Source organism: Actinoplanes sp. CA-030573 (assembly GCF_050951115.1).
GTDB lineage: Bacteria > Actinomycetota > Actinomycetes > Mycobacteriales > Micromonosporaceae > Actinoplanes.
This window is the reverse complement of sequence record NZ_CP192038.1, coordinates 3,669,169-3,692,319: the sequence shown is the minus strand read 5'-3', so window position 1 is coordinate 3,692,319 and position 23,151 is coordinate 3,669,169. Positions and strand designations below refer to the sequence as shown.

Here is a 23,151-nt window from a genome sequence, read left to right as displayed (position 1 = left end):
GCATTCGATGAGCACGCGGTTGCCCGCTCGATCCGCCCGCCGCTCAGCCGGCGCGGTACCGGGAGGCCAGCTCCGGGCTCTGCCCGCCGAACGCGGCCAGCTCCGCGGCGAAGACCGCGTCGAGCAGACCGGCGTCCTCCACGCCCGGCGCCACCACGACCTCGCCGAGCTCGAGACCGCGCAGGCTCGCGGTGACGACGTCGTCGGCGCTCATCCGCCGTACCGCGCTGAGGTCCATGCCCTGCCGTTCGTGGAACTCGGTGGCCACCACGCCCGGGCAGAGAACCTGGACCCGGACGCCGGTGCCCTCCAGCTCGGCGCTCAACGTCTGCGACATGGCCACGGCGAAGGCGAGCCCGCCGGCGTAGACCGCGCGCCGCGGCATCACCGAACCCGGCGCCGGACCGCTGAAGGCGATCATCCCGGCGACGTTGATGATCGCGCCCTCGCCGCGGGCCTGCATGCCGCCCACCACGGCCCGGGTCAGCATCGTCGGCGCCACCACCTTGACGTGGGCCAGCTCTCGCGCCTTGTCGGCGGGCAGGTCGGCCAGCGGCATGTAGTGCGCGACGCCGGCGTTGTTGACCAGCATCGTGATCTCCTCGGCCGCGCCCACCCGCGCGACGGCGTCGATACCCTCGTCGGTCGACAGGTCGACGGCGACGGTCCGGACCGCGGCCCCGGGGTGGGCGGCCACGAACGCCGTCAGCCGCTCCTCGCGACGCCCCACCAGGATGAGGTCGTAGCCGAGGCCGGCCAGCCGCTCCGCGAAGGCCTTGCCGATGCCCGACGTGGCGCCGGTGACGAGTGCGAGCTTGCCCATGATCTTCCTTCCGACCGCTCCTGCTCCGACCTGCTGCACCCACCAGGCTGCACGGCGCGGGCCGCGCTAGGCAGTGCCCCGTTTTCCTGGTATTGCCACTCCCCCCACCGACCGGCGCTCCGCACGCCTTCAGGATCACCGCCATGGCGGGTGACCCACACGCGAAGTACTCACCGGCACGTCGCCCGAACAGCGCCGGGCGAGCCGGAAGCAAGACGTGCCAGGCTGAACGGATGACGGAAGGTGGTTCGGCAGTTCGCGTCTTCTCCGAGGCTGAGCTTCCCGAGCTTTGCGATGAGCTCGCGTCCCGAGACCCCCGGCTGCAACGCGTCATCGACGAGTTCGGCTACCCACCGTTCTGGAGCCGGCCCAACACGTTCGAGTCGTTCGTCTGGTTCATCCTCGAACAGCAGGTCTCGCTGGCCTCGGCCCGGGCCGCACTCGACAAGCTGCGGCAGCGGGTCGGCGTGGTCACGCCGGAGAATGTGCTGACGCTGAGCGACGACGAGCTGCGGACGGCCTCCTTCAGCAGGCAGAAGACCATCTATGTGCGCGGTATCGCACGGCAGATCGTCGACGGCGACCTCGTGCTCGCCGAACTCGGACACCTACCGGACCACGAGGTCCGGGAACGCCTCGTGCGGCTGAAGGGCGTCGGCAACTGGACCGTCGACGTCTACCTGATCCTGGTTCTTCACCGCATGGACCTGTTCCCGGCCGGTGACCTCGCGGCGGTCAACGGCATCAAGGAACTGAGCGGCGTACGTACCGGCTAGTGCAGCGATCTCGCGCGGAGCTGCAGGAAGGTGCGGATCCGGTCGAGCAGCTCCCGGCGGGTGAACGGCTTCTCGATGATGGTCACGCCGTCGGGCAGGGTGCCGTTCTCGGTCAGTACGGGTTCGGCGTAGCCCGACATGTAGAGCACCGGAATGTCGGGGCGATGATGCTTGACCCCGGCGGCGACCTCGTTGCCCATCATGTTCGGCATGATCACGTCGGTGAGGAGCAGGTCGATGGCCGCCGGGTGGGTCTGCGCGAGATGAATCGCCTGCTCGCCGCCGGCCGCGGCCAGGACCTGGTAGCCGGCCCGGGTGAGGATGCGAGACGTTATCTGGCGCAGGTCGTCTTCGTCCTCGACCATCAGGATGGTCTCGTGCGGTGGGACGTCGGTGGCAGGCCCGCCGGTCAGGTTCGGGGTCGCGTCGGTCGCGGTGGGTGCCTCGACGGCGGGCAGGACGACGGTGACGGTGGTGCCGATGCCGTGCTCCGAGTAGAGGCGCACGTCGCCGCCCGCCGCGGTGGCGATGCCGTAGACGGTGGCCAGGCCGAGCCCGGTGCCGGAGCCTTTGGGCTTGGTGGTGTAGAACGGCTCGAAGGCGCGTTCGATCACGTCGGGCGGCATGCCGGCGCCGGTGTCGCTGACGCGTACGCGTACATATCGCCCGGGGTTGAGCGGTGTGCCGGTGACGTCGTCGCTGTCGAGCTCGGCGTTGCTGGTTTCGATGGCCAAGGTGCCGCCACCGGGCATGGCGTCCCGAGCGTTGACGGCCAGGTTGAGCAGGATCTGCTCGATCTGGCTGGCGTCGGCGTGCACCGGCCACAGCTGCGGGTCGGGGCTGGTGATCAGGTGGATGTGCTCACCGAGAGAGCGGCGCAGCATCTGTTCGACGTCGCCGATCACCTGGTTGAGGCTCAGCACGGTGGCCTGGGTGATGTCGCGGCGGCCGAAGGCCAGCAGCTGCTTGGTGAGCCGGGCCGCACGTTCGGCTGCCCGGCTCACCTGTCCGAGATCGTTGCGGGCCTCGGCCAGGTCGGCCGGGTCCGGCGCCGGGTTGTCCAGCGTCTCCAGCACCATCGTGGTGTAGTTGCTGATGACGGCGAGGATGTTGTTGAAGTCGTGGGCGACACCGCCGGCCAGCTGGCCGAGGCTCTCCAGCCGGCGGGCGTGCTGCAGACGGCGTTCGCCGGCATCCCGTTCCGCCTGGGCGATCAGCCGTTCCCGCTCGGTCTGGGCGATGAGCCGGTCCGTGACGTCGCGGATGGAGGTGGTGACGACCGCGCCCTGGCCCGTGTTCACCCACGCCAGGCTGATCTCGGCGGGAAACTCGGTGCCGTCCTTGCGGAGCGCGGTCAGCGGCTTCCCGGAGCCCATCGGCCGGTTCCGGGGATGGGCGAAGTAGCCGTCGCGGTCGTGCATGTGGCCGGCTCGCAGCCGCTCGGGCACGAGGATGTCGACGGATCGACCGACAAGCTCGTGGCGCGGGTAGCCGAAGAGCCGCTCGGCCTGGGCGTTGATCAGCGTGATGGCGCCGTCGTGAGTGACGCCGATGATCGCGTCGGGAGCGGCCTCCAGCAGACCTTCGAACATGGCCTCCGCGCGCTGCCGCTCGCCGATGTCCCGCGAGATCGAGGCCGCCCCGCTGATCCGGCCGTTGGCGTCGGTGATCGGGGACAGGGTCAGTGAGACGGTGATGGTGGCGCCGTCCTTGCGCCGGCGCTGCACACGGTGCTGATCGATGCGCTCGCCGCGGATGACGCACTGCATCAACTCGGCCTCGGCGTCGCCGTGACCGGGCGGGAACAGCACCGAGGCATGGCGACCGATCACCTCGTCGTACCGATAACCGTAGAGCTGCTCGGCGCCGTTGTTCCAGCTGGCGATGACTCCGTCGAGGGTCTTGCCGATGATCGCATCGTGCGAGGAATCGACGATCAGCGCGAGGCTCTCCCGTTCGGCCAGCGTATGGGCACGTGCGGCGAGCACGGCGGCGTGACCGGCGAGCTCGGTGAAGGCCGCGATGTCATCCTCGGCGAACAGGCTGCGGTACCGGTTGAGCAGGACGACCGCCGCCGGCCCATCGGGAGTCGGTACGCGTGCCGCAGTCACGAATCGGGCGTTGCCGGCGGTCGCGAGACGTACCGCTACCGCCGGTGGACGAGTCCCTCCGGCCAGCGCGTCGATGCCGCCTCCGGCGCCCAGCATCTCCTCCAGGTCGTCCGTCGTGCATTCGACGTCACACAGCGGCGAGTCGGCACAGCCGACCACGTCCACGTCGTGCCGGGACGCCGGCATCAACACCACCACGGCATCCGCGCCGAGCACCGCTGCGGCCTCCTGGCAGTAGCGTTCCCACGTCTGGGCCGCATCACTGGCCGGCACGGCCAGCAACCGGCGGATCACCGGATGGGTGGCGCTCTGCGAGCACGTCCGGCGCAGCCAGCGCGGCGGGACGAACGCCAGCAGATACAGCACGCCCGACACCACTGCCACCGCCCGCGCTTCCACCGCCTGCCCGGTCGCCGACACCAGCAGCGCGGCACCGAACAGGCCCGTACCCGCCGCCGCACACCACAACCGGACCCGGGCGGCACCGCCGCGCCGACGCGCCTCGGCTCCCAGCAGCCAGGCCGCGAGGCCCTCGACGACGAAGAACACGGCGACGGCCGGCCAGACCACCGGTCGCGGTATCGGCCGCGCCACGGTCGCCACCACCGGCAGCGTGCTCAGCGCCCAGGCGGTCACGGCGATCGGCAACCACCACCGGCGCAGCGGACGTAAGCGACCCACCAGACGCAAAGTGAACAAGGGCTTCGCCAGGAGCAGTGCGATCGCCAGCATTAGCAGCGCGGGCGGCGGCTTACCCACGAACAGCCGGACCAGTCCCACGACGAACAGCATCGCGACCGACGCGAACATCCACATCACGTCGCGCAGCAGGGAGTCACGACACCGCAGATACCTCCAGAACACCCACAACCAGATCAATGCGAAGAGAGAGGTGACGAGAACCTGCGGCATGGCAACCCCCGCCCGCCATGAGCAGTCGATAAATCCGCTCAATTCCCCTCAGGCTATGGCGAACCTGCCGATGGCGCCTGCGGAATGACGGCCGGTGAATCGGTGATGCAGGCGCTGACCGAAGCGGTGACGCCGTCCGGGCGCCGGGTGAGCATGAGCGATCCGGTTCCGCCGCCGTGCCGAACCGCGTTGACCACCAGTTCATGGACCGCCAGCACGAAGTCCTCGGCCGGCGGACCGGACATTCCGGCCGCCTCCACCGCGTTCGCCAGCGCGTGCCGCAACTCGCCGACCGTCTCCTCGGTGAACCGCTCGCGCAACGGCACCCGCGAGCCGTTCGCCGGACCTGGCACCGGCGACTCGTCCGGCCCCGGCCGGACGCCGCCAACCAGGCTGCTGACGGTACCGAAACCGGCGCACCCACGACCGTTGCGCTACAGCAAGCACCCCGCCGCGGCGGGTGCGGTGCCCCGGCGGGGCGTGGGCGTCCTGATGATCGGCGATCTCGCCATCCTGTGGTCCCGATTTGTGCCATGGTGGGTAGCGGAATCGCACTTTCGTGGGGAGTCATTCGTGACGGACCGATTGCTCACCGGTATCGGAGGGCTGGACGAAATTCTCCACGGCGGCCTGCTGCGCCGGCGCGCGTACCTGGTACGCGGCGGGCCGGGCAGCGGCAAGACCACGGTGGGCCTGCATTTCCTCACCCGCGGCCTCGCGGACGGAGAATCGGCCTTGTTCATCAACCAGGGTGAACCGGAGGACGAGGTCCGGGCCAACGCCGCGTCGATCGGCCTGGACCTGACCGGCGTGAGTTTCCTCGACCTGGCGCCGTCCGGGACGCTGTTCGCGGAAGGCCAGTCGTACGACGTCTTCCACCCCGCCGAGGTGGAGCTGGAACCGACCACCCAGGCGATCATCGACGCGGTCCGGCAGACCCGCCCCGCCCGCGTCTTCCTCGATGTCATGACCCAGCTGCGCTATCTGTCGCTGGACCAGATCCACTTCCGCCGGCAGGCGCTGTCCCTGCTGCGATTCCTGGTCTCGGCGGGGGCGACGGTGTTGTTCGTCTCGGAGAGCCAGGACGCCGCGGGCGACGCGGACCTGCAGTTCATGTCCGACGGCGTGATCCACATGGACAACCGCGGCGGGTTGCGCACGGTCACGGTGTCGAAGTTCCGCGGCTCGGAGTTCTCCGCCGGCAGCCATACCCTCGGCATCGACGCGAGCGGCATGCACGTCTATCCCCGCTTGATTCCGCAGGACCACGGCAAGCCGTTCGTCGCCGAGACCATCTCCTCGGGAGTGCCGGAGATCGACGAGCTGATGGCCGGCGGCATCGAACGCGGCACCGTCACCATCATCTCGGGACCCAGCGGAGTGGGTAAGACGACCCTGGGACTGCAGTTCATGAAGGAGGCCGCGGGACGCGGCGAACGCTCGGTCGTCTACAGCTTCGAGGAAGGCGCCGAGGCGCTCGCGCACCGCTCACAGCTGGTCAACATCCCGATTTCGAAGATGACAGCCACCGGTACGCTGTCGGTGGTCCAGGTCGAGCCGCTGCGCTACACCGCGGACCAGTTCGGCCACCTGGTCCGCGACGAGGTGGAACGAGCCGACACCCGCATCGTCATGATCGACAGCATCTCCGGCTTCGGGATGTGCATGCGGGAGGACCAGCCCGAGAGGTACCTGCACGCGCTGGCCAAGTACCTGCGCAATATGGGCGTCACCACGATCCTCATCAACGAGACCACCAATATCACCGGCGATTTCCGCGCCACGGACAACGAGATCAGCTATCTCGCCGACAACATCGTCTATTTGCGGTACATCGAGATCCAGGGCGAACTGCGAAAGGTGCTGGGCGTCCTGAAGAAGCGCATGAGCGACTTCGAGAAGACCATGCGCGAGTTCGAGATCACCCGGTACGGCGTCAAGGTCGGGGGCGCCCTGACCAACATGCGCGGCATCCTGCAGGGCACCCCGACCTTGCTCGAGTCTCCGCCGCGATGAGCCGCATCGGCCTTCTCCTGCCCGCCGGCCGCAACCGGCAGCTCATCGAGGAAACCCTCATCCACAACGACCTCGACGTCGAGGTCGTGCCGGCCGCCGCGATCGCCGGCACCCCGGTCGACGTCCTGCTGGCCGAACCACGATCACTCCTGCAGGCACTCAGCGCCGCGGAGCTGCCCGGGCCGGATGCGGATCCGGCCGGCGCCGAGCCCGCCCCGCGGCCGCCGATCATGCTGTTGACCCGCGCCGCCGACCGCCCTGCCCTGCCGCCGGCGGTGGTCGACGCGGCCGACGAGATCGTCACCGTTCCCGCTCCCCAGCGAGAGCTGCTCGACCGCATCACCCGGTTGGCGGCGCGGCACCGGCAGCTCTGCGACGAACGCCGCCTCATGCACGAGCACGTCGCGCACATCAGCCACGAGCTGCGAACTCCGCTGCAGTCCGTGCTGGCGTACGCCGAGCTGCTGCAGGAGGAGGGCCTCGAGGCCGAACAGGACGAGCTGCTCGGCAGCATCGTCACCGGCGGTCAACGCATGCTCGAGCTGGTGAACGAGCTTCTCGACCGAAGCCGCGCCGAAGCCGGTCACCGGCCCGACCGTACGACGGTGGTCGACCTCGGCGAAACGGTCCGGGCCGCGATCGCGACTGTTCGCCCGCTCGCCGAGCAGCGCCATCTCACCATCACCGTTCAGGCGGCCCCGGACACGACACCGTCGGTGCGCGCCGACCCGGTCTACCTTCATCGCATCCTGATCAATCTGCTGTCCAACGCCGTCAAGTACAACCGGGAGCACGGCGCCATCGAGATCAGCCTGCGCGTCCGGCCGGCCGAGGTCGAGGTCGACATCACCGACACCGGGCCCGGCATCTCCTCCGACGAGCTCGACCAGATCTTCGAGCCCTATCAGCGCTTGCCCGGCTCCACCGCCGGCGGCACCGGCCTCGGGCTGCCCTATGCACGACTGCTCGCCCGGCGCATGCAGGGCGCGATCACCGTGTCATCCCAGCTCGGGCGGGGAAGCACCTTTACCCTCACTCTCCCCCGCACACCGGCATAGCCCCGCCGGACGTCCGAATTCGTCCGAGCTTCACCGTCTCCGCGAGCCGGCGCCCGACACTCGATCGCAAGGTCGGGCGGGATGACGCTCGACTCGCTTTCGACGTTTGGAGCCGATCATGAGGAAGATCTTCACCCTTCTGGCCACCGTCGCCGCGCTCGCCGTCGCACTCCTGGCCCTCTCGGGCCCGGCGGCGGCGCAGGCGCCCACCACCACGATCACCACCTCAGCCGCGTCCACCTCGGCGGCGAACGACATCGGGACGCAGGTCAAGCGGATGTGGTTCCCCTACCTCAACGAGTGCATGGTGGTCGGCGCCGCCGGGGTGGTCGTGGGCTCCTGGGACCGGTGGTTCTGCTCGCCGCAGCTGCTGGGCGGCTGGCGGCTGTACACCAACCGCTGACCGGAAAGGGTTGGCGGGTCCATGAATCGGGCGACGGCGGTCTAGAGTGGACGCGTGCTGGGAGTCGTCGCGGCCGCGCTTGGTGGTCCTGAGGTGCTGCAGGTAACTGAGCTGCCCGAGCCCGAGGCCGGGCCCGGGCAGGTGGTGGTCCGGGTCCGCGCCGTCTGCGTGCACCCGGCCGACGTCGCCGCGACCACCGGAGAAATTCCGCGCGGGCCGGATACCCCGCCGTTCTCCCCCGGGTGGGACATCGCCGGCGAGGTGACCTCGGTCGGCCCCGGCACGGCGGATTTCGCGGTGGGTGACCGCGTCGCCGGCATGATTCCGTGGTACTCGACGCGGGGCGTGCCCGGCGGGTACGCCGAGTTCGTGGCCGCCGACGCCGACTGGTTGGTGCCGTTGCCGGACCCGCTCGACTTCGTGTCCGCGGCCACCGTGCCGCTCAACGCCCAGACCGCCCACCAGGGTCTGTCACTGGTGTCGCTGGCCATGTTGCCGGCCGGCAGCAGCATTCTGGTCACCGGCGCCAGCGGCGGTGTCGGCGGCTTCGTCACTCAGTTTGCCCGGCAGAGCGGCTACCGCGTCCTGGCGCAGGCCAGCGACGGGGATGAGCAATGGGTGAGCAGTCTCGGCGCGCACGAGGTAGTGCCCCGTTCCGCCGATCTGGCCGCGGTAGGGCCGGTGGCCGCGGTGTTCGACGCGGTTCCCGTCGGCGAGGCGGCGGCCGCCGCCGTTGAGGACCGGGGCGTCGTGGTCGCGACCCGGCCCACGCCGGCCCTAGTCCCGGCCCGTGGTGTGCGCCAGGAGCTGCAGCTGATCCGGCTCGACCGCGAGCTGTTGGCCGGCTTGGTGGAGCAGGTGGCGGCGGGCCGGCTGCGTACGCGCGTGGCGGCCACGATGCCGTTGACCGAAGCGGCCGAGGCCCACCGGCGGGTGCTGGCCGGGGGCCTGCGCGGAAAGCTCGTGCTCACGGTCGGCTGACGAAAGGCCAAGGCGCCGTCTGCTCGCACATCACCGGTAGGTGGCGGACTCCCGGTCCAGGTACGGATCGGCCACGGCCCGGAACGTGAGACAGCTCGTGGGGATCGTGTCGACCATCGTGCCGGCGCCGTTCGGGCATCGGTAACGGACCAGGGCCGCCCAGTCGCAGGCGCTCTCGACGACTCCCGCGCGACGGGCCCCGTTCCGGTGCACCCAAACCGGGTCGCCCGGCCGGCATGCCGCCGCGGGTCCCGAGGCGGACACGGGGGCGGCGGCCGGCTCGTACGTCTCCATGTGCTCGCCGCTCTCGGTGGCCACGACCCAGGTGATTCCGGTCTTGCCGTTGGTGTTCGCGTGCCGCTTGGCGCTGAACATCGCCTGGTCGGCGCGGCGCAGCAGGCCGGGAAGGTCAGCGGAGCGACCAGCCGGCACGACGCCGATCGAGGCGGTGACGGACAAGGTGTGGCCCCGAATGTTCATCGGCGGTGCGATCGCCGCGCTCAGCGAGCCGGCCATCTGCTGCCACCACGCCTCGGGGACGTCGGGGTGCGGGGCACGTGGGAGCGCGGCGAACTCGTCACCGCCGAACCGGGCCACCAGATCGTCGCCGAGGCAGGCGGTCATGCGGCGGGCGACCGCGCAGAGGACCTCATCGCCGACGTCGTGCCCGTACGTATCGTTGATCGGCTTGAATCCGTTGAGGTCGAGGATCAGGACGGCCGATGAGCGATCGTCGCCGCGCAGCAGCTCCAGGGCGAGCGCGTGGAACAGGCGGCGGTTGGCTAGCCCGGTGAGCTCGTCGTGACCGGCCATCCAGCGAAGCGAGGCGCGCTCCTGCTGCAGCTGCTGGACGTGCGCCGCGAGCTGATCGACGCGAGCCTGGAGGCGGGCGGTTTCGGACTCGGCCCGCAGCCGAGCGTCATCAGGCAGTACGCCGCCCGTGTCGGCGGCGGCAGGATCGAGGATCCGCATCGGCCGTCCTCTCCAACTGCGGCGGACCAGCGGGAGCTGTCCGGTCGACGGCGAGGGATCGCCGGGCGCCACAGTGGAATGATGTCAGTCGTCAATGGCCCGTGCAAGATTTCACGGCGACAACTGTCGCGATGACATGATGCATCCGAAGCGGGTTTCGGCTACTCTACGTGCGTGCACTTTCGTGGTGAAAGAGTCACTCTTGGGCGTGAAATGCTGATTCTGCACGTCGGCCCCGCTTTCGGGGCGGCGCCGGGTCACTCGGTCGGTGGCAGATCGATTACCCGCAGTGATCAGTTCCAGAAGGAGGGGCACTGATGAGTGGCGAGACCGGCTGGATCATTTCCAGCAGATCGACCGGAAACGGCGGCAGTTGCGTCGAGGCTCGCCGCCAGGACGGCCGCATCGAGGTCCGCAACAGCAAGGCCCGCGAGGCCGGCACTGTGGTGTTCACGGTCGAGGAGTGGGACTCGTTCCTGTTCGGCGCCAAGCGCGGCGAGTTCGACCGGCTCCTGACCGACTGATCGTCAGCGGAACTCTCCGACCGGTACGGAGTCCTTGCTGATCAGCTCGAAGATCCGCCGGTATTCGTCGACCTCGACCTGCTCTTCCAGGTAGAGCGCACCGACGTGGGACTCGAGGTAGACCACGTCGGGATCGTCCGGGTCGTCGAACTCCAGGATCCGGAAGGCACCCGCCATCGCCGCGTGCGCCCCGACCGAGAACGGCAGCACCCGGATGTCGACCGTGTCCTCCCGGGACAGCCGCCGTAGATGCTCGATCTGCCCCTTCATCACCTGTTCGCCCCCGACCGGCCGGGCCAGCGTTCCCTCGCCGAGCACCGTCACGAGGCGGATCGGTGGGTTGCGGGCGAAGAGCGTCTTCTGGCGCTGCATGCGGAGGTTGATGTGGCGTTCGGCGACCTCCACGTCGAGCGGCTGCTCGGCGCCGAAGACGGCCCGCGCGTACTCCGGGGTCTGCAGCTCCCCGGGAACGACCTCGCCCTCGTACCCGAACATGCGGGATGCGGACGCCTCCAGCCCGACGTAGAGCTTGAACCACTCGGGGATCACCGGGCTGGCGTCCCACCACTCCTGCTGGGATGTGCCCAGCGCGAGGTCGGCAAGCGCGTCGGTGATGCTCGGGTCGGCACCGTAGAGCCAGCAGAGCGCGCGCACGTTGGCCCCGGTGACCGGCACCTTGCCCGTCTCGATGCGGTGCAGCGTCGGCTCCGAGATGCCCAGCCGCGCTTCCACCACATCACGCCGGCTCATGCCGCACGCCGTCCGCAGCCGCGTCAGTCGCCGTCCCAATGCCCGCCGCACGACGCGTTGGCCTGTGACCGGCACGCCCTACCTCCGCCTTGCCAACCCCATGTGGACGGTGACGCCGAACACCGTACCCGTAATGCCGCGTTGTCAACAGCCGGACACGATGAGCGAGGCGTTCGGCGAGATGTTTTCGAGCGTTTTCTCAGCAAGCTGACAGCCGACCACGACTTCCGGCCACGGCCGGCATCTGGCAAATTCGGAGCACAAGCACGCGTACGGCGGGGGGATCAACGCATGGCAGCAGCCCGATGAGGGTCGTGAGAGTTGCCAGCCCTTCCTCGATCATCCTTACCGCGGCGTTCTTCACCACCGCGCTGACGCTCTCCGCGGCGGCACCGGCTGCGGCCGATCCGGCGGTCGCCAAGACGGTCGTCTCGGCGGCGCCCTGCCAACCCGATGGGGTTGCGGCGACAGATCGGGTGGTCGCCGGTCAGCTGCGCCCGGCGATGAACGGGCGGCGACTCGGCGCGTCGCTGAACGGCTACAACGTCTCCTGCGCCCGCGCCATCGTCGACAACGTGCGGGCTCGCGGCCTCAACCAGCGCGCCGCGACGATCGCGGTGACGGCGGCCATCACCGAGAGCACCCTGCACAACTACACCGTCGAGGTCGATCACGACAGTCTCGGGCTCTTCCAGCAACGGCCCTCGCAGGGCTGGGGACAGCGGGGCGAGCTGGTCGACCCCCGCTTCGCCACGCAGGCGTTCCTCACCGCGATGATGCGCAAGCACCCCGCGGCCGGCTGGCAGTCCGGCGACATCGGCCAGATCTGCCAGCGCGTGCAGGGATCGGCCTATCCGCTGGCGTACGCGCCGGAGACGCACGACGCGGCGCTCCTCGTGGCCGCCTTGTGGCCGCGCAAGGCCACGCCCGGCACGAAGCGCACGACGGCGCCGGTCACGAAGCCGGCCGGGCCGTTCCAGCGTTCCTTGCTGGTCACGGCCACCAGTCAAGCGCCGACCGACGCGCGGCACGACTTGGTACTGGCCGACTGGAACGGCGACCGCCGCCCCGACCTGGTCGTGGTCCAGCGCGGTGCTACCGCGGGCGGGCACACTCAGCTCACGATCCTGGACGGCACGCCGAGGCTGCCCGGAACGGCGTCGAGCTTCCAGCGTCTCCTCCTCGACACGAGCACCGCGCTGGGCCCGGCGGACGAGCGCACCACCTTCTCCCTGGCCGACTGGAACGGCGACGGCAAGCTCGATCTGGTGGCGATCCAGAAATCGGGCACGGCGAGCGGCCGTACCGAGCTACGGGTCCTCGACGGCGCGTCGTTCTTCCAGCGATTCCTGGTCGAGACCGCCACCCCGCTCGGTCCCACCGACGACCGCTACGACCTGACCGTCACCGACTGGAACGGCGACGGCAAGCTCGACCTCGTCGCGATCCAGAAGTCCGGCGCGGCCAGTGGTCGTACCGAGATCCGGGTCCTGAACGGCGCGACCTCCTGGGGGACCTACCTGCAACAGAGCGTCACCGCCCTCGGCCCGACGGACGGACGCCACGACCTGACGATCACCGACTGGAACGGCGACGGCAAGCTCGACCTGGCCGTGGTGCAGAAATCGGGCACGGCAAGCGGACATACCGAGATCCGGGTCTTGAACGGCGCCGCCGCCTTCAAAACCTACCTGCAACAGAGCGTCACCGCCCTCGGCCCCACCGACGACCGCTACGACCTGACGATCACCGACTGGAACGGCGACGGCAAGCTCGACCTCGTCGCGATCCAGAAGTCCGGCGCGGCCAGTGGTCGTACCGAGGCCACGGTTCTCGCCGGCTGACTCAGTCGTCCTCCGCGGCCAGGTCGGCCGGACGACCGGAAGTGCTCGTCGCCGTCAGTGCCGCGGCGAACAGCACCAGCTGGTTGATCGCGTTGAGGAAGACCAGCAGTCCGACCGAGGCCGCGACCAGGTGGTACGTCGGGTTGGCCTGCGTGTGCTGCACGTAGATGCGGCCCAGCGTCTTGAGCAGCTCGAGGCAGACGGCCACTAGCAGCGCCGGTCCGAGCAGGCGGCGCAGCGGAATCCGGATGCGCGGCAGCCCGGTGAGCATGCCGGCGGCCAGCACTGTGTCGACACCGACGCCCAGCAGGCGCCCGACGACGGCCGGCAACCACTGCGCCAGCGTGGTGCCGGGGTCGGCCGCGTCCATCAGCCGGCCGGCGGCGTTGTTGGTCGCGACCGCGACCGACAGCGAAGCGACCAGGAGGATGCCCAGGCCGGCGAGCACGAGGAGATCGATCAGCACGCGTACGACGAGTTTGCCGGGATATTCCGGCAGGTCCCACATTTTGCGGATCGACGAGCGGAGAACGTCGACCCAGAACCAGCCGGTGACCGGCAGGCTGACGAACGCGATCAGGCCGGCGGTGTTCCGGGCGTTGCGCAACGCCTGGAGGTCGAGGTCGGTCAAGTTCTGCGCGGCGTACTGCTCCACCGACCGCAGGACCGCCGGATCCTGCAGCAGGAACCCGAAGACGGTGAAGGCTAGCAGTCCGAGCGAGAAGGTGGCGAAGAACGAGTAGTAGGTGACCGCGGCCGAGAGCCGGCCCCCGTCCGCCTCGTCGTATCGCAGCCCGGCCCGGACCAGATGATCCAGCCAACCCACCCGGGCGCGCAGACGGCACCACGCCGTCGTCACCCGCCGTCCGGTCATTCCGGCCTCTATACCCGGCAGATGTCCCGCTACGCGGGGCGTCATCGCGGCCGGGACGGCGGGGCCGCGAACTCGAACCTATCCGCGCGGCCCATGGCTCCGAATCCCTGCTCGGAGGGGCTCCGGTGAGGCGATGATGGTCACGGTCGACGGCGTGCTGGCGGGGCGGTACCGGCTGCTGGAGATGATCGGTTCGGGCGGGATGGGCCAGGTGTGGCGGGCCCGGGACGAGCTGCTGCAGCGGGAAGTGGCGGTCAAGGAGATCACCGTGCCGTCCACCGCCCTGCTGGCCACCCAGACGATGCGCGAGGCCCGGGCCACGGCGCGCCTCGACCACCCCGGCGTGGTACGGGTCTTCGACGTGGTCTGGCAACACGACCGCTCGTGGATCGTGATGGAGTACATCAACTCACGGTCGCTCTACGAGGTCGTCCGCGCCGACGGGCCGCTCGCGCCCCGCGAGGTCGCCCGGATCGGCGCCCGGGTGCTGTCCGCCCTGCGAGCCGCGCACTCGGCCGGGGTGCTGCACCGCGACGTCAAGCCGCACAACGTGCTGCTCGGCGTGGACGGCCGGGTCGTGCTGAGCGACTTCGGCCTGGCCACGATCGGCGAGAAGGACGGCGGCCCCGACCCGCGGCTCGGCACACCGAACTACCTCGCGCCGGAGCGGCTCGGCCCGGACGGCTCCGGGCCCGCGGCCGACCTGTTCTCCCTCGGCGCCACCCTGTACGCCGCCGTCGAGGGCCGCCCGCCGTTCGCCCGGGCCGACACCGACGCCTCCCTGCGCGCCCTGCTCGCCGACCCGCCCGATCCGCCGCAGCGCGCCGGATCGCTGGCCGGCATCATCCTCGGCCTGCTCGCCAAGGATCCGCGGCAGCGACCGGACGCGGCCGAGACCGAGTCGGCACTACGGGCGATCGCCGAAGGGCGGAAGGCGCCCAGCATCCCGGCGCCACGCCCGCCCGCCGACGGCCCGTGGCGCGGGCGAGCGTCCGTTCGCCCCGTGCCGCCGTCCCGGCCGCGCCGCCGCGCCGGCCGCAAGCTCCTGGTGTCCGGAATCGCCGCCGGGCTGGTCATGGCCGGCGGCGCGGTCGCGTACGCGACCGCCGCCCACCGGACCGAGCAGCCGCCGTCGGCTGCCGCCACGCCGGTCGCGTCGCGGCCGGCCTCGCCGGCCGCGGACCACCCGGCCGGCATGTGCGGCTACGGCGTCGCCGCCCAGCCGGTCGCCGCCGCGACCACCGGTGTGCCGGCCGGACTGCCGAAGGGCTGGATCTGGTTCCGCGATCCCACCGGCTTCTCGCTCGCCGTACCGGGCGGGTGGCGTCGCGCGACGATCGGCAATGAGGTTTGCTTCGGCGACCCGGCCGGCCGGCGCGCCTTCACCGTGAACATGATCGCCGTGGTCACCCGGCAGCCCCTCGCCTACTGGCAGAGCCGGGAGAAGGCCGAGCTGTCGGCCGGGGCTCTCCCCGGTTACCGGCGGATCAGCATGGGCGTCCTGCTGTTCAAGCAGGGCGCCGCCGATTGGGAGTACACCTACCGGCCCGACTCGGACACCACGCTGCGGGTACGCCGGGTGCTGGCCGCGGTCTCCGGCAGCCGCTCCTACCTGCTGCGCTGGACGACCGCCGACCGGGACTGGGCAGGCGGCCTGCGTGATCAGCGGCAAATGATGGATCTGTTCGCGTCGGCACGCTGATCTCTCAGGCCGACGGCGGGACCAGGAGCCGGACCACCGGGAACTTACGGTCGGTCTTCTTCTCGTACTCCCGGGCGTCGGGCCAGTAGTCGCGCCAGATGCCGTAGAGCTCCGGCCAGCGTGCGTCGTCCGGGCGGACGACCTGGTACTCCGCCTCGAACTGCGCCCGCCCGAGCTCGATCGTGGCCGGCCCGGTGGACTGCTCGAGGTTGGCCACCCACTGCGGGTCCTGGTCGCCGCCGCCGAGGCTGCCGCAGACGATGTACGCGTCGCCGTCGGGTGCGGCGACGAGCGGGGTGACGTACCGCTTGCCGGACCGCCGCCCGACGTGGTGGAGCAGGACCAGCGTCTTGCCCGCCCAGTGCCCGCCGACGTCGCCGTCGGTGGCCCGGTACCGCTCGATGATCTCGTCGTTGAAGGACGCCATGGACCCACGCTAGCCGTGCGCCGGCGGGCCCGGGAGATTGCGCGGATTCGCCTTCCCGACCGGCTCCGGGAAAACCGCCGGCAAGAATCGCGACAACGCGCCGACGTCCCGCCGCGGCGCACAAATGCCGATATGCCGAAAAGCGAATTCGGCTCTATTTCCGGAGGCTTTATCGGCCGAACGGACAATGCGCCCCGGGTCCGTTCGTCCAGAAGATCCTTTTGTCCCCGCGCGCCGCCGATCCGCGATGTCGGCGAGTACTCATAGTGACCAAGACATCGCTATGCGTGTCAGTGATGTCCGGCGGCCCGAACGGGTCGCCGCCATTTTCGACAGAACATCCGCGAGGAACAGATGAAGAAGATCATTCGCGCCGCCGCCATCACCGGCATCGGCCTGGTCGCCGGCATCGCCGTAGGCGCCGGCCCCGCGCAGGCCGCCACCGCGACCGGCGGGCACACGCCGGGAGCGCAGACCCAGGCGCACTGGAACGACGACAGCGACACGGTCGGCTACTACCGCAGTCTCCGCACCTGCGAGCGGGTCGGCCGGATCGGCGAGTTCCGCGACCGCTGGGACGACTACGACTGCACCCGGGTGCGCTGGGGCTTCCACCGTGGCGCGTGGGCGCTGACCGTCGACTACGGATGGGACGGCGACGGGGACTGGAACGGTCACCACGGGGGCTGGAACGGTCACCACGGCGGCTGGAACGGTCACCGCGGCGGCTGGAACAACGACGGCGGGTTCTCCGACGGCCGCGCGGTCGCCTTCCCGATCCGCCCTGCCGCCTGACCGACCTGCTCACACGGGGCCGCGCGTCGTCGCGCGGCCCCGTTCGTGCTCGCGATGACGTCCCGACCGCGTGGACCACTAGGCTGCGATCGCCGAGACGAGGAGCGTTCCATGCTACGCATCGCACCCATCGTCATATCCAGCATCGCCCTGGGGTTCAGCGTCTTTGCGTTCCGCGAAGGGCGGATCCGGTACAAGAGAGACCTCTTCCTGAAGATCCATGAGCTGATGATCAGCGAGGATCAATATCGAGGCCGTCAGCTTCTGCTGATGGGCACTTTCCGCGACGACAACAGCATCGAGAGCCTGCCGGCCGACCAAAGAGCCAACATCAGCCGGGCCCTGGGCGCCTACGACACATTGGGCCTTTACCTGCGGCGCGGTTACCTCATCGAAGAGGATGTCATGACCATGTGGGGAGACCCCGCGCGCCGGGCCTGGAACGCCGCCGAGCCGTTCGTTGCCCGTCGCAAGGAACGCTCCGGTCTGCCGGCGTACCCGTACTTCGAGTATCTCAGCGACCAGGCCGTCAGGTGGCATCGGAAGCACCACGCGAGCGGCTGAGCGGAAGGTTCTTGCAGCGCACGTAGTGCTTTCCCCACGCTCCGTTCGCTGAGCGTTCACCGGCGCTTCGCCCGTGACTCGGAGGCTGTCCGGAGCTTCCCGGGAACCGATCACAGGAGAGTGCCGGCATGACCATTTCTCGTCGTCAGATTCTCACCGGCGGTGCCGCCGCGGGCGTCGGGCTGTCCGTCGCCGGCGTGCTGCCGAGCCTCGCCGAGCCGGCGGCGGCGCACGGGCCGAAGCATTCGCCGGGCGGCCGTCCGTTCCCGCCCCTCGAGGACGACCCGAACGGCATCCTGGCGCTGCCCGCGGGCTTCTCGTACCGGATCGTGACGCGCGAAGGCCAGACCGACCTAACCTACGGACAGGGCAAGACCCCGGCGTACCACGATGGCACCGGCGTCGTTGCCGCCGGCCGCAACCGCCTGACGGTCATCCAGAACCACGAGCTGAACCCGCACCAGTCGCCGTACGGTGTGCCGCACATCCCGGGCACCGTGTACGACCCGGGCGCGCAGAACGCCGGTGGCTGCACCGTGATCGTCACCGACGGCCAGGGCCGCCCGCAGGCGGAGTGGGTCGGCATCTCGGGCACCGTGCGCAACTGCGCCGGCGGCGTGACGCCGTGGGGCAGCTGGCTCACCTGCGAGGAGACCTTCATCAACGCCGGTGCCACCTGGTCCGCGGGCGGGCAGACCGGCACGTACGAGAAGAACCACGGCTATGTGTTCGAGGTGTTGCCGGGCGACTCGAAGCACCAGCTTCCGGAACCGATCAAGGCGTTCGGCCGGTTCGACCATGAGGCGCTCGCGGTCGACCCGAGCCGCCGGCACGTGTACATGTCGGAGGACGCGAGTGGCCCGAACGGGCTGTTCTACCGGTGGACCGCGCCGGAGGGGGTACGGTTGCGCGCCGGCGTGGCCCACCAGCTGAGCGACACCGCGGGCACGCTCGAGGCGATGCAGATCCGGCTGGACGACGGCAGCATCCTGCCCGACGTCGCGTACCTGACCTCGGCCCAGATCGGCCGCCCGTTCAAGGTCACCTGGATCGAGGTGCCGGAACGGGACGCCACCACCAAGACGATCCGCACGCAGTTCGCGGACGGCACCGTCACCCGCGGCAAGAAGTTCGAGGGCGTCTGGAGCAACGGCAAGGGCGCGTACATCGTCAACAGCTTCGCCTTCGGGGCCAACGACCTGCCCGCCGACGCCACCAAGCACGACGGCATGGTCTGGTTCTACGACTACGAGGACCAGACGATCACCCTGGTCACGTACTTCCCGCACAACCCGGCGGCCGAGTCCGAGGGCGCCTTCCCGAAGTACGCGGACCTGACCTTCGACGGTCCCGACAACGTCACGGTCACCCCCTGGGGCACGCTGGTGCTGGCCGAGGACGGTGTCAAGGCGTCGCACGTGCTGAGCTCGGTGCCGGGCGGTCCGACGTACGCGATCGCCCGCAACCAGATCTCCAACGGCACCTCGAACGGCGCCGCGACGTACTCCGAGTTCACCGGGCCCACGTTCTCCCCGGACGGCGAGGTCCTGTTCGTCAACATCCAGGTCCCCGGCGTCACCCTGGCCATCACCGGCCCGTGGAAGAGGTACCTGGGCTGATCCGCCCGTCGGCAGGCTCCGGCGGGGAGACCGCCGGAGCCTGTCGCTTCCGTCGTAGCCGTCAGGACGGGTCGTAGGCCCCGGCGATGAACTCCTCGACCAGCGACCGGCGGGTGGGCTTCCAGCTCAGCTCGCGGCGCGCCTTCTCGCCGGTGGCCTGCTGATCGAGCAGCAAGGCCTCGCCGAAGCCGCCGAGCCGCTCGACCAGCGCGGCGGCGTCCTCGGCCACCACGCGGCCGCCGAGACCCAGCCGGCGAGACGCGGCCTCGCCCAGCTCGCGGACCGTGGGGTTGTCGCCGCTCACCCCGAGATAGACCGAGCCGCTCTCGGCCCGCTCGAGCGCCGCCACGTAGAGGTCGGCCAGATCCTCGACGTGCACGGTGGTCCAGTGCTGGGTGCCGGGGCCGACCAGGCGCAGCGCCGCCGGATCGCCGACCCGCTCCCCCGCGAACACCAGGGCCGGGATGCCGGCGCCGTGGCCGTAGACGGTGCCCGGCTCGATGATGATCGACCGGATCCCGGCGGCGGTCAGGACGCGCGAGTCGAGCTCGTCGCGCCACCTGACCAGGGCGGGCGCGTTCCGCGGGGTCTCCTCGGTGAGGTCCGGCGCCGAGCCGTGCACCCAGACGCCGCCGGTACGCAGGAACGTGGCGCCCGGCGGCAGGCCGTCGAGGGCCGCCTCGGTGAACGCGGTCTCGACCGAGCTGCTCGTCGCGTCGCCCGGTGAGGCGGTGGCGACCACGGCTCCGGCCCCGGCGGCCACCCGGCGTACCAGGTCAAGGTCTTGCATGTCGCCGACGACGGCCTCGGCGCCGGCCGCGCGTACGGTGGCCGCTTTCTCCGCCGTGCGCACCAGCGCCGTGACCGAGTGGCCCGCGGAGATCAGGGCAGGCAGCACCGCCGAGCCGATGTGGCCGGTGCCGCCAGTCAGGAAGATGTTCATGGAGACGAGACTGCCGCGGACGGCCATTCGCCACCAACGAATAGTTCCCATATGCCTTATCGCCCCGGGCGTTTAACATCGACGAGTGGAGCAGCGCCAACTGCAGTACTTCGTAGCCGTGGCCGAGGAGCTCAGCTTCACCCGCGCCGCCCAGCGCACCCACGCCGTGCAGTCCACGGTCTCGGCCAGCATCCGGGCGCTCGAGCGGCACCTGGGCGCGCCCCTGTTCGAGCGCAGCACCAGCAAGGTCGCGCTCACCGAAGCCGGCACGGCGCTGCTACCCGAGGCGCGCCGGGCGCTCGACGCCCTCGACCAGGCGCGCGCCGTGGTCGCCGGGCTGCGCGAGGGCCTGACCGGCAGCCTGCGCGTCGGCACCCTCTCGGGCCTCACCGCCGTCGACCTGCCGGGGCTGGTGAGCGACTTCCGCGGCCGCCACCCCGGCGTGCGGCTGAGCCTGAGCATGGCCGCCGGGGGCACCGACGGCCTGCTGGCCGCCCTGCGCGCCCGCGAGCTCGACGTCGCGTTCGTGGCCGTTCAGGCCGCGAGCGTGCCCGACCTGCACCTGGAGCCCATCGCCGAGTTCCAGCCGCGTCTGCTCGTCCCGGCCGGCCATCCGCTGGCCGGGCGGACCGCGGTCAGCCCGGCCGCGTTGGCCGACGAGCCGTTCATCGACCTGCCGCCCGGCTTCTGCAACCGCATCCGCACCGACAACGACTTCCGCCGGGCCGGCATCGTCCGCACCATAGCCGTCGAGGTCAGCGACATCACGACCATCCCCGGCTACGTCGAGGCCGGCATCGGCCTGGCCCTGGTACCGCCGCTGGCCGCCGAGGACGGCCATCGCGTCTCCCCGGTGGATCTCGACCCACCCGCCGCGTCGTGGACCCTAGCCACGGCCAGCCTCATCGGGCCCACGCCGAGTCCGCCCGTACGCGCCTTCCTCGACCTGGTCGACGCGCATGTCGTGCGCCGGGACCGCTACTAGCCTGTCCGGCGGCCTCGCTGTCCACCTCCAGCCTTCCGCGCGGTTCGGCCGTGGCTTACCTGGCACTCAGCCGACGCAGCGCCAGAACGATTATCGAGACGACGGTCGTCCCCGCCGTCAGGCCGAAGAGGAGCGCGATCGCGCCCACGCCGTACATGCCAGTGTCGTCGGCCGCGGCCGCGGTGGAGGTCCAGGCGGCGGTGAAGGCCACCGTCATCACCGGCGAGGCGACGAACCACCGAACCCCCAGCAGCAGTGCGGCGACGAGCACGACGAGCAATGTGACCGCGCAACCGACCACCTGCCACGCCTCGTACGGGCCGCTCACAGCATCTGTCCGCGGGTCGATCCGGTACACGTGGTCCCAGCCCATCCACGCCCACCATGACCCGGCCGACAAGGCCGCGACAGTCAGCCCGCCCGCGATCTGAACCCACACCGGCGAGCGGGGAAGACCCACCTCTTGCGTTGTCATACCGGGAAGCTATCGCCGCTCCGAAACCGGCACATGGGCTCGGATACTCAAACAGCGGCGCTTCGATGAGCCAGGGGGCGAGGGAAGATGTCAGCGGAACCGGTCCGCGTTGCCCGCGAGCCAGTCCGCGAACGTGCGCGGTGGGCGGCCCATCACTTGCTCGAAGGTGGGCTGCACGGTGGTCTCGTCGATCAGGCCCTCCCGGTAGAACTGGAAGAACGCGTCCACGTACGGCTGAGGGGTGTCTTTGAGCATTTCCGCCCGCGCCACGTCGTCGGGCAGCGCCTCGAAGGTGAGTGGGCGGCCGATCGCGTCGCCGAGCATCCGGACCCGTTCCCCGGTGGACAACGTCTCGGGACCGCTGAGCCGGTACGCCTGGCCGTCGTGCCGGTCCTCGGTCAGCGCGGCGACGGCGACCGCGGCCAGGTCGGCGGGGTGGACCACGGACAGCGGGACGTCGCCGAACGCCTCGCGGATCACGTCGCCCTCGCGGAGCTGAGGCAGCCAGCGCAGCGCGTTCGACATGAAGGCGTTGGGCCGCAGGAAGGTCCAGGCGACGCCGCTGCCGCGGACCGTCTCCTCCGAGTCGATCATGTACTTGGCCACCGCGTTGTCCTTGCGGCCGCTCGGGGCGGCGGACGACGACAACAGCACGACCTTGGGTACGGATGCCAGCGTGTCCGCGAGTCCGCCGTACCCGGGCAGGGTGAACAGGGCGTCCGCACCGGTCAGGGCATCCGCGTACGACGAGGCGTCGTTCAGGTCGCCGCGCACGAAGGTGGCTCCGGCCGGCAGGTCGGCGGGACGGTGGCGGGCCACCGCGCGGACGTCGTGCCCGAGCGCGGCCGCCTGGGCCGTCACCTCGCCGCCGACGTTGCCCGTGGCCCCCAGCACGATGATGCGCATCGCCCCACGATAGGCCGCTCTCACGGAACCGATCCGTGTCAGTAGGCCAGGTTGACGTGGGCCCGGTGGCGGTCGCCCTTCTCGATCAGATCGACGAAGCCGATCGCGTAGTCGGCCCCGGAGATCGTGCCGCCGTCGGGCTGCACGGCGATCTCGTCACCGAGCCGGTACTCGCCGCGGCGCTCGCCGGGCGCGTACGAGCCGAACCCGCCGGCCGGGCTCACGAACACCCAGTCGAGCGTCTCCGGGGTGGCCGGCAGGTCCTCGAGGATGAGCGCCGCCCCCGCCCGGATCTCGTCGTGGAACTCAGCCGGGGCTTGGCTGAGGTCCTCCACGAAGCGCGGGGCGCCCGGGGCCGGGCGCAGCGACGAGAAGCCGCCGACGACGTACAGCCGGGCTCCGGCGGCGTCGGTGAGCCGGGCGACCGTGCGGTAGACGTCGCGGAAACGACCGGCGAGCTCACCGCGCGGCGCCAGCGCGGCCACAACGACGTCGGCCCCGGAGATGGCCGAGGCCAGCGCCGCCTCGTCGGTGGCGTCGCCCTGCAGGTAGGTCACGCCCGGTACCGGCTCGGCCGGGAGTGAGCGGCTGAACGAGGTGACCCGGTGGCCGCGGCCGGCGGCCTCCGCGACGATGGCCGATCCGGCGTAGCCGGTGCCGCCGAGGACGACGATGTGGGTCATGAGCTGCC

The 23,151-nt window shown here is 70.5% G+C and carries 23 protein-coding genes; 12 read left to right on the top strand and 11 right to left on the bottom strand.

Annotated features, from left to right (window positions below; all coding sequences use genetic code 11):
* Window positions 1–43: 43 nt before the first annotated feature.
* Window positions 44–823, bottom strand: a complete 780-nt coding sequence (locus ACQP2F_RS17205; protein ID WP_433305119.1) for an SDR family NAD(P)-dependent oxidoreductase — start codon at window positions 821–823, stop codon at window positions 44–46.
* Between the two features lie 233 nt (window positions 824–1,056).
* Between ACQP2F_RS17205 and ACQP2F_RS17200 the strand changes: the two genes are divergently transcribed.
* The gene (locus ACQP2F_RS17200) at window positions 1,057–1,599 is read left to right on the top strand and encodes a DNA-3-methyladenine glycosylase family protein (RefSeq protein ID WP_433305117.1); all 543 of its coding nucleotides are present in this window, start codon (window positions 1,057–1,059) and stop codon (window positions 1,597–1,599) included.
* On the opposite strand, the gene ACQP2F_RS17195 is transcribed toward ACQP2F_RS17200, so the two are convergent.
* Complete coding sequence (locus ACQP2F_RS17195; RefSeq protein ID WP_433305115.1) at window positions 1,596–4,622, bottom strand: PAS domain S-box protein; 3,027 nt, start codon at window positions 4,620–4,622, stop codon at window positions 1,596–1,598. The genes ACQP2F_RS17200 and ACQP2F_RS17195 overlap by 4 nt on opposite strands.
* A 53-nt stretch (window positions 4,623–4,675) precedes the next feature.
* Window positions 4,676–4,975: an ATP-binding protein gene (locus ACQP2F_RS17190; protein WP_433305113.1), complete on the bottom strand. Its 300-nt coding sequence runs from the start codon at window positions 4,973–4,975 to the stop codon at window positions 4,676–4,678.
* Between the two features lie 220 nt (window positions 4,976–5,195).
* Here ACQP2F_RS17190 and ACQP2F_RS17185 point away from each other — a divergent pair, with 220 nt between their 5' ends.
* The 4 genes from ACQP2F_RS17185 to ACQP2F_RS17170 all read left to right on the top strand — a co-directional run bounded on the left by ACQP2F_RS17185 (window position 5,196) and on the right by ACQP2F_RS17170 (window position 9,080).
* Window positions 5,196–6,638: an ATPase domain-containing protein gene (locus ACQP2F_RS17185; RefSeq protein ID WP_433305111.1), complete on the top strand. Its 1,443-nt coding sequence runs from the start codon at window positions 5,196–5,198 to the stop codon at window positions 6,636–6,638.
* Entirely contained in the window at window positions 6,635–7,696 is a 1,062-nt protein-coding gene (locus ACQP2F_RS17180; RefSeq protein WP_433305109.1) for a sensor histidine kinase, read from the top strand. The genes ACQP2F_RS17185 and ACQP2F_RS17180 overlap by 4 nt, the downstream gene beginning before the upstream one ends.
* A gap of 118 nt (window positions 7,697–7,814) precedes the next feature.
* The gene (locus ACQP2F_RS17175) at window positions 7,815–8,099 is read left to right on the top strand and encodes a hypothetical protein (protein ID WP_433305107.1); all 285 of its coding nucleotides are present in this window, start codon (window positions 7,815–7,817) and stop codon (window positions 8,097–8,099) included.
* Window positions 8,100–8,153: 54 nt separating this feature from the next.
* The gene (locus ACQP2F_RS17170; protein ID WP_433305105.1) at window positions 8,154–9,080 is read left to right on the top strand and encodes an NADP-dependent oxidoreductase; all 927 of its coding nucleotides are present in this window, start codon (window positions 8,154–8,156) and stop codon (window positions 9,078–9,080) included.
* A gap of 30 nt (window positions 9,081–9,110) precedes the next feature.
* Here the strand turns inward: ACQP2F_RS17170 and ACQP2F_RS17165 are convergent, their stop codons facing one another.
* Window positions 9,111–10,052: a diguanylate cyclase domain-containing protein gene (locus ACQP2F_RS17165; protein WP_433305103.1), complete on the bottom strand. Its 942-nt coding sequence runs from the start codon at window positions 10,050–10,052 to the stop codon at window positions 9,111–9,113.
* 317 nt (window positions 10,053–10,369) lie between these two features.
* On the opposite strand from ACQP2F_RS17165, the gene ACQP2F_RS17160 reads away from it, so the two are divergent.
* Window positions 10,370–10,576, top strand: a complete 207-nt coding sequence (locus ACQP2F_RS17160) for a DUF397 domain-containing protein (protein ID WP_433305102.1) — start codon at window positions 10,370–10,372, stop codon at window positions 10,574–10,576.
* A gap of 3 nt (window positions 10,577–10,579) precedes the next feature.
* On the opposite strand, the gene ACQP2F_RS17155 is transcribed toward ACQP2F_RS17160, so the two are convergent.
* A complete protein-coding gene (locus ACQP2F_RS17155) occupies window positions 10,580–11,326 on the bottom strand; it encodes a helix-turn-helix domain-containing protein (RefSeq protein WP_433305100.1) in 747 nt (248 codons plus the stop codon).
* Window positions 11,327–11,640: 314 nt separating this feature from the next.
* On the opposite strand from ACQP2F_RS17155, the gene ACQP2F_RS17150 reads away from it, so the two are divergent.
* The gene (locus ACQP2F_RS17150; RefSeq protein ID WP_433305098.1) at window positions 11,641–13,170 is read left to right on the top strand and encodes an FG-GAP repeat domain-containing protein; all 1,530 of its coding nucleotides are present in this window, start codon (window positions 11,641–11,643) and stop codon (window positions 13,168–13,170) included.
* Between the two features lies 1 nt (window position 13,171).
* Here ACQP2F_RS17150 and ACQP2F_RS17145 read toward each other — a convergent pair whose 3' ends face one another.
* Window positions 13,172–14,044 carry a YihY/virulence factor BrkB family protein gene (locus ACQP2F_RS17145; RefSeq protein WP_433305096.1) on the bottom strand — a complete coding sequence of 291 codons (873 nt, stop codon included), beginning with the start codon at window positions 14,042–14,044 and terminating at the stop codon, window positions 13,172–13,174.
* Between the two features lie 133 nt (window positions 14,045–14,177).
* On the opposite strand from ACQP2F_RS17145, the gene ACQP2F_RS17140 reads away from it, so the two are divergent.
* Window positions 14,178–15,746: a protein kinase domain-containing protein gene (locus tag ACQP2F_RS17140; protein WP_433305094.1), complete on the top strand. Its 1,569-nt coding sequence runs from the start codon at window positions 14,178–14,180 to the stop codon at window positions 15,744–15,746.
* A gap of 4 nt (window positions 15,747–15,750) precedes the next feature.
* On the opposite strand, the gene ACQP2F_RS17135 is transcribed toward ACQP2F_RS17140, so the two are convergent.
* The gene (locus ACQP2F_RS17135; protein WP_433305092.1) at window positions 15,751–16,173 is read right to left on the bottom strand and encodes a nitroreductase/quinone reductase family protein; all 423 of its coding nucleotides are present in this window, start codon (window positions 16,171–16,173) and stop codon (window positions 15,751–15,753) included.
* A 354-nt stretch (window positions 16,174–16,527) separates the two neighbouring features.
* Between ACQP2F_RS17135 and ACQP2F_RS17130 the strand changes: the two genes are divergently transcribed.
* The 3 genes from ACQP2F_RS17130 (at window position 16,528) to ACQP2F_RS17120 (ending at window position 19,151) form a co-directional block, all read left to right on the top strand.
* Entirely contained in the window at window positions 16,528–16,968 is a 441-nt protein-coding gene (locus ACQP2F_RS17130; protein ID WP_433305090.1) for a hypothetical protein, read from the top strand.
* 111 nt (window positions 16,969–17,079) lie between these two features.
* Complete coding sequence (locus ACQP2F_RS17125) at window positions 17,080–17,532, top strand: DUF4760 domain-containing protein (protein ID WP_433305088.1); 453 nt, start codon at window positions 17,080–17,082, stop codon at window positions 17,530–17,532.
* Between the two features lie 128 nt (window positions 17,533–17,660).
* Entirely contained in the window at window positions 17,661–19,151 is a 1,491-nt protein-coding gene (locus tag ACQP2F_RS17120; protein ID WP_433305086.1) for an alkaline phosphatase PhoX, read from the top strand.
* A 61-nt stretch (window positions 19,152–19,212) separates the two neighbouring features.
* Here the strand turns inward: ACQP2F_RS17120 and ACQP2F_RS17115 are convergent, their stop codons facing one another.
* The gene (locus tag ACQP2F_RS17115; protein ID WP_433305084.1) at window positions 19,213–20,094 is read right to left on the bottom strand and encodes an NAD-dependent epimerase/dehydratase family protein; all 882 of its coding nucleotides are present in this window, start codon (window positions 20,092–20,094) and stop codon (window positions 19,213–19,215) included.
* Between the two features lie 85 nt (window positions 20,095–20,179).
* Between ACQP2F_RS17115 and ACQP2F_RS17110 the strand changes: the two genes are divergently transcribed.
* Window positions 20,180–21,079: a LysR family transcriptional regulator gene (locus ACQP2F_RS17110; RefSeq protein ID WP_433305082.1), complete on the top strand. Its 900-nt coding sequence runs from the start codon at window positions 20,180–20,182 to the stop codon at window positions 21,077–21,079.
* Window positions 21,080–21,134: 55 nt separating this feature from the next.
* Here ACQP2F_RS17110 and ACQP2F_RS17105 read toward each other — a convergent pair whose 3' ends face one another.
* The 3 genes from ACQP2F_RS17105 to ACQP2F_RS17095 form a co-directional block, all read right to left on the bottom strand.
* Window positions 21,135–21,554 carry a hypothetical protein gene (locus ACQP2F_RS17105; RefSeq protein WP_433305080.1) on the bottom strand — a complete coding sequence of 140 codons (420 nt, stop codon included), beginning with the start codon at window positions 21,552–21,554 and terminating at the stop codon, window positions 21,135–21,137.
* Window positions 21,555–21,644: 90 nt separating this feature from the next.
* On the bottom strand, window positions 21,645–22,460 hold the full coding sequence (locus ACQP2F_RS17100; RefSeq protein ID WP_433305078.1) for an NAD(P)H-binding protein: 816 nt from the start codon (window positions 22,458–22,460) through the stop codon (window positions 21,645–21,647).
* A gap of 38 nt (window positions 22,461–22,498) precedes the next feature.
* The gene (locus ACQP2F_RS17095; protein ID WP_433305076.1) at window positions 22,499–23,143 is read right to left on the bottom strand and encodes an NAD(P)-dependent oxidoreductase; all 645 of its coding nucleotides are present in this window, start codon (window positions 23,141–23,143) and stop codon (window positions 22,499–22,501) included.
* Window positions 23,144–23,151 lie beyond the last annotated feature (8 nt).

What these genes read in the sequence shown, in the direction of transcription:
- ACQP2F_RS17205 (WP_433305119.1), bottom strand. Translation starts at nt 823, where the DNA reads ATGGGCAAGCTCGCACTCGTCACCGGCGCCACGTCGGGCATCGGCAAG.
- ACQP2F_RS17200 (WP_433305117.1), top strand. Translation starts at nt 1,057, where the DNA reads ATGACGGAAGGTGGTTCGGCAGTTCGCGTCTTCTCCGAGGCTGAGCTT.
- ACQP2F_RS17195 (WP_433305115.1), bottom strand. Translation starts at nt 4,622, where the DNA reads ATGCCGCAGGTTCTCGTCACCTCTCTCTTCGCATTGATCTGGTTGTGG.
- ACQP2F_RS17180 (WP_433305109.1), top strand. Translation starts at nt 6,635, where the DNA reads ATGAGCCGCATCGGCCTTCTCCTGCCCGCCGGCCGCAACCGGCAGCTC.
- ACQP2F_RS17175 (WP_433305107.1), top strand. Translation starts at nt 7,815, where the DNA reads ATGAGGAAGATCTTCACCCTTCTGGCCACCGTCGCCGCGCTCGCCGTC.
- ACQP2F_RS17165 (WP_433305103.1), bottom strand. Translation starts at nt 10,052, where the DNA reads ATGCGGATCCTCGATCCTGCCGCCGCCGACACGGGCGGCGTACTGCCT.
- ACQP2F_RS17160 (WP_433305102.1), top strand. Translation starts at nt 10,370, where the DNA reads ATGAGTGGCGAGACCGGCTGGATCATTTCCAGCAGATCGACCGGAAAC.
- ACQP2F_RS17155 (WP_433305100.1), bottom strand. Translation starts at nt 11,326, where the DNA reads ATGAGCCGGCGTGATGTGGTGGAAGCGCGGCTGGGCATCTCGGAGCCG.
- ACQP2F_RS17145 (WP_433305096.1), bottom strand. Translation starts at nt 14,044, where the DNA reads ATGACCGGACGGCGGGTGACGACGGCGTGGTGCCGTCTGCGCGCCCGG.
- ACQP2F_RS17140 (WP_433305094.1), top strand. Translation starts at nt 14,178, where the DNA reads ATGATGGTCACGGTCGACGGCGTGCTGGCGGGGCGGTACCGGCTGCTG.
- ACQP2F_RS17135 (WP_433305092.1), bottom strand. Translation starts at nt 16,173, where the DNA reads ATGGCGTCCTTCAACGACGAGATCATCGAGCGGTACCGGGCCACCGAC.
- ACQP2F_RS17130 (WP_433305090.1), top strand. Translation starts at nt 16,528, where the DNA reads ATGAAGAAGATCATTCGCGCCGCCGCCATCACCGGCATCGGCCTGGTC.
- ACQP2F_RS17125 (WP_433305088.1), top strand. Translation starts at nt 17,080, where the DNA reads ATGCTACGCATCGCACCCATCGTCATATCCAGCATCGCCCTGGGGTTC.
- ACQP2F_RS17120 (WP_433305086.1), top strand. Translation starts at nt 17,661, where the DNA reads ATGACCATTTCTCGTCGTCAGATTCTCACCGGCGGTGCCGCCGCGGGC.
- ACQP2F_RS17115 (WP_433305084.1), bottom strand. Translation starts at nt 20,094, where the DNA reads ATGAACATCTTCCTGACTGGCGGCACCGGCCACATCGGCTCGGCGGTG.
- ACQP2F_RS17105 (WP_433305080.1), bottom strand. Translation starts at nt 21,554, where the DNA reads ATGACAACGCAAGAGGTGGGTCTTCCCCGCTCGCCGGTGTGGGTTCAG.
- ACQP2F_RS17100 (WP_433305078.1), bottom strand. Translation starts at nt 22,460, where the DNA reads ATGCGCATCATCGTGCTGGGGGCCACGGGCAACGTCGGCGGCGAGGTG.
- ACQP2F_RS17095 (WP_433305076.1), bottom strand. Translation starts at nt 23,143, where the DNA reads ATGACCCACATCGTCGTCCTCGGCGGCACCGGCTACGCCGGATCGGCC.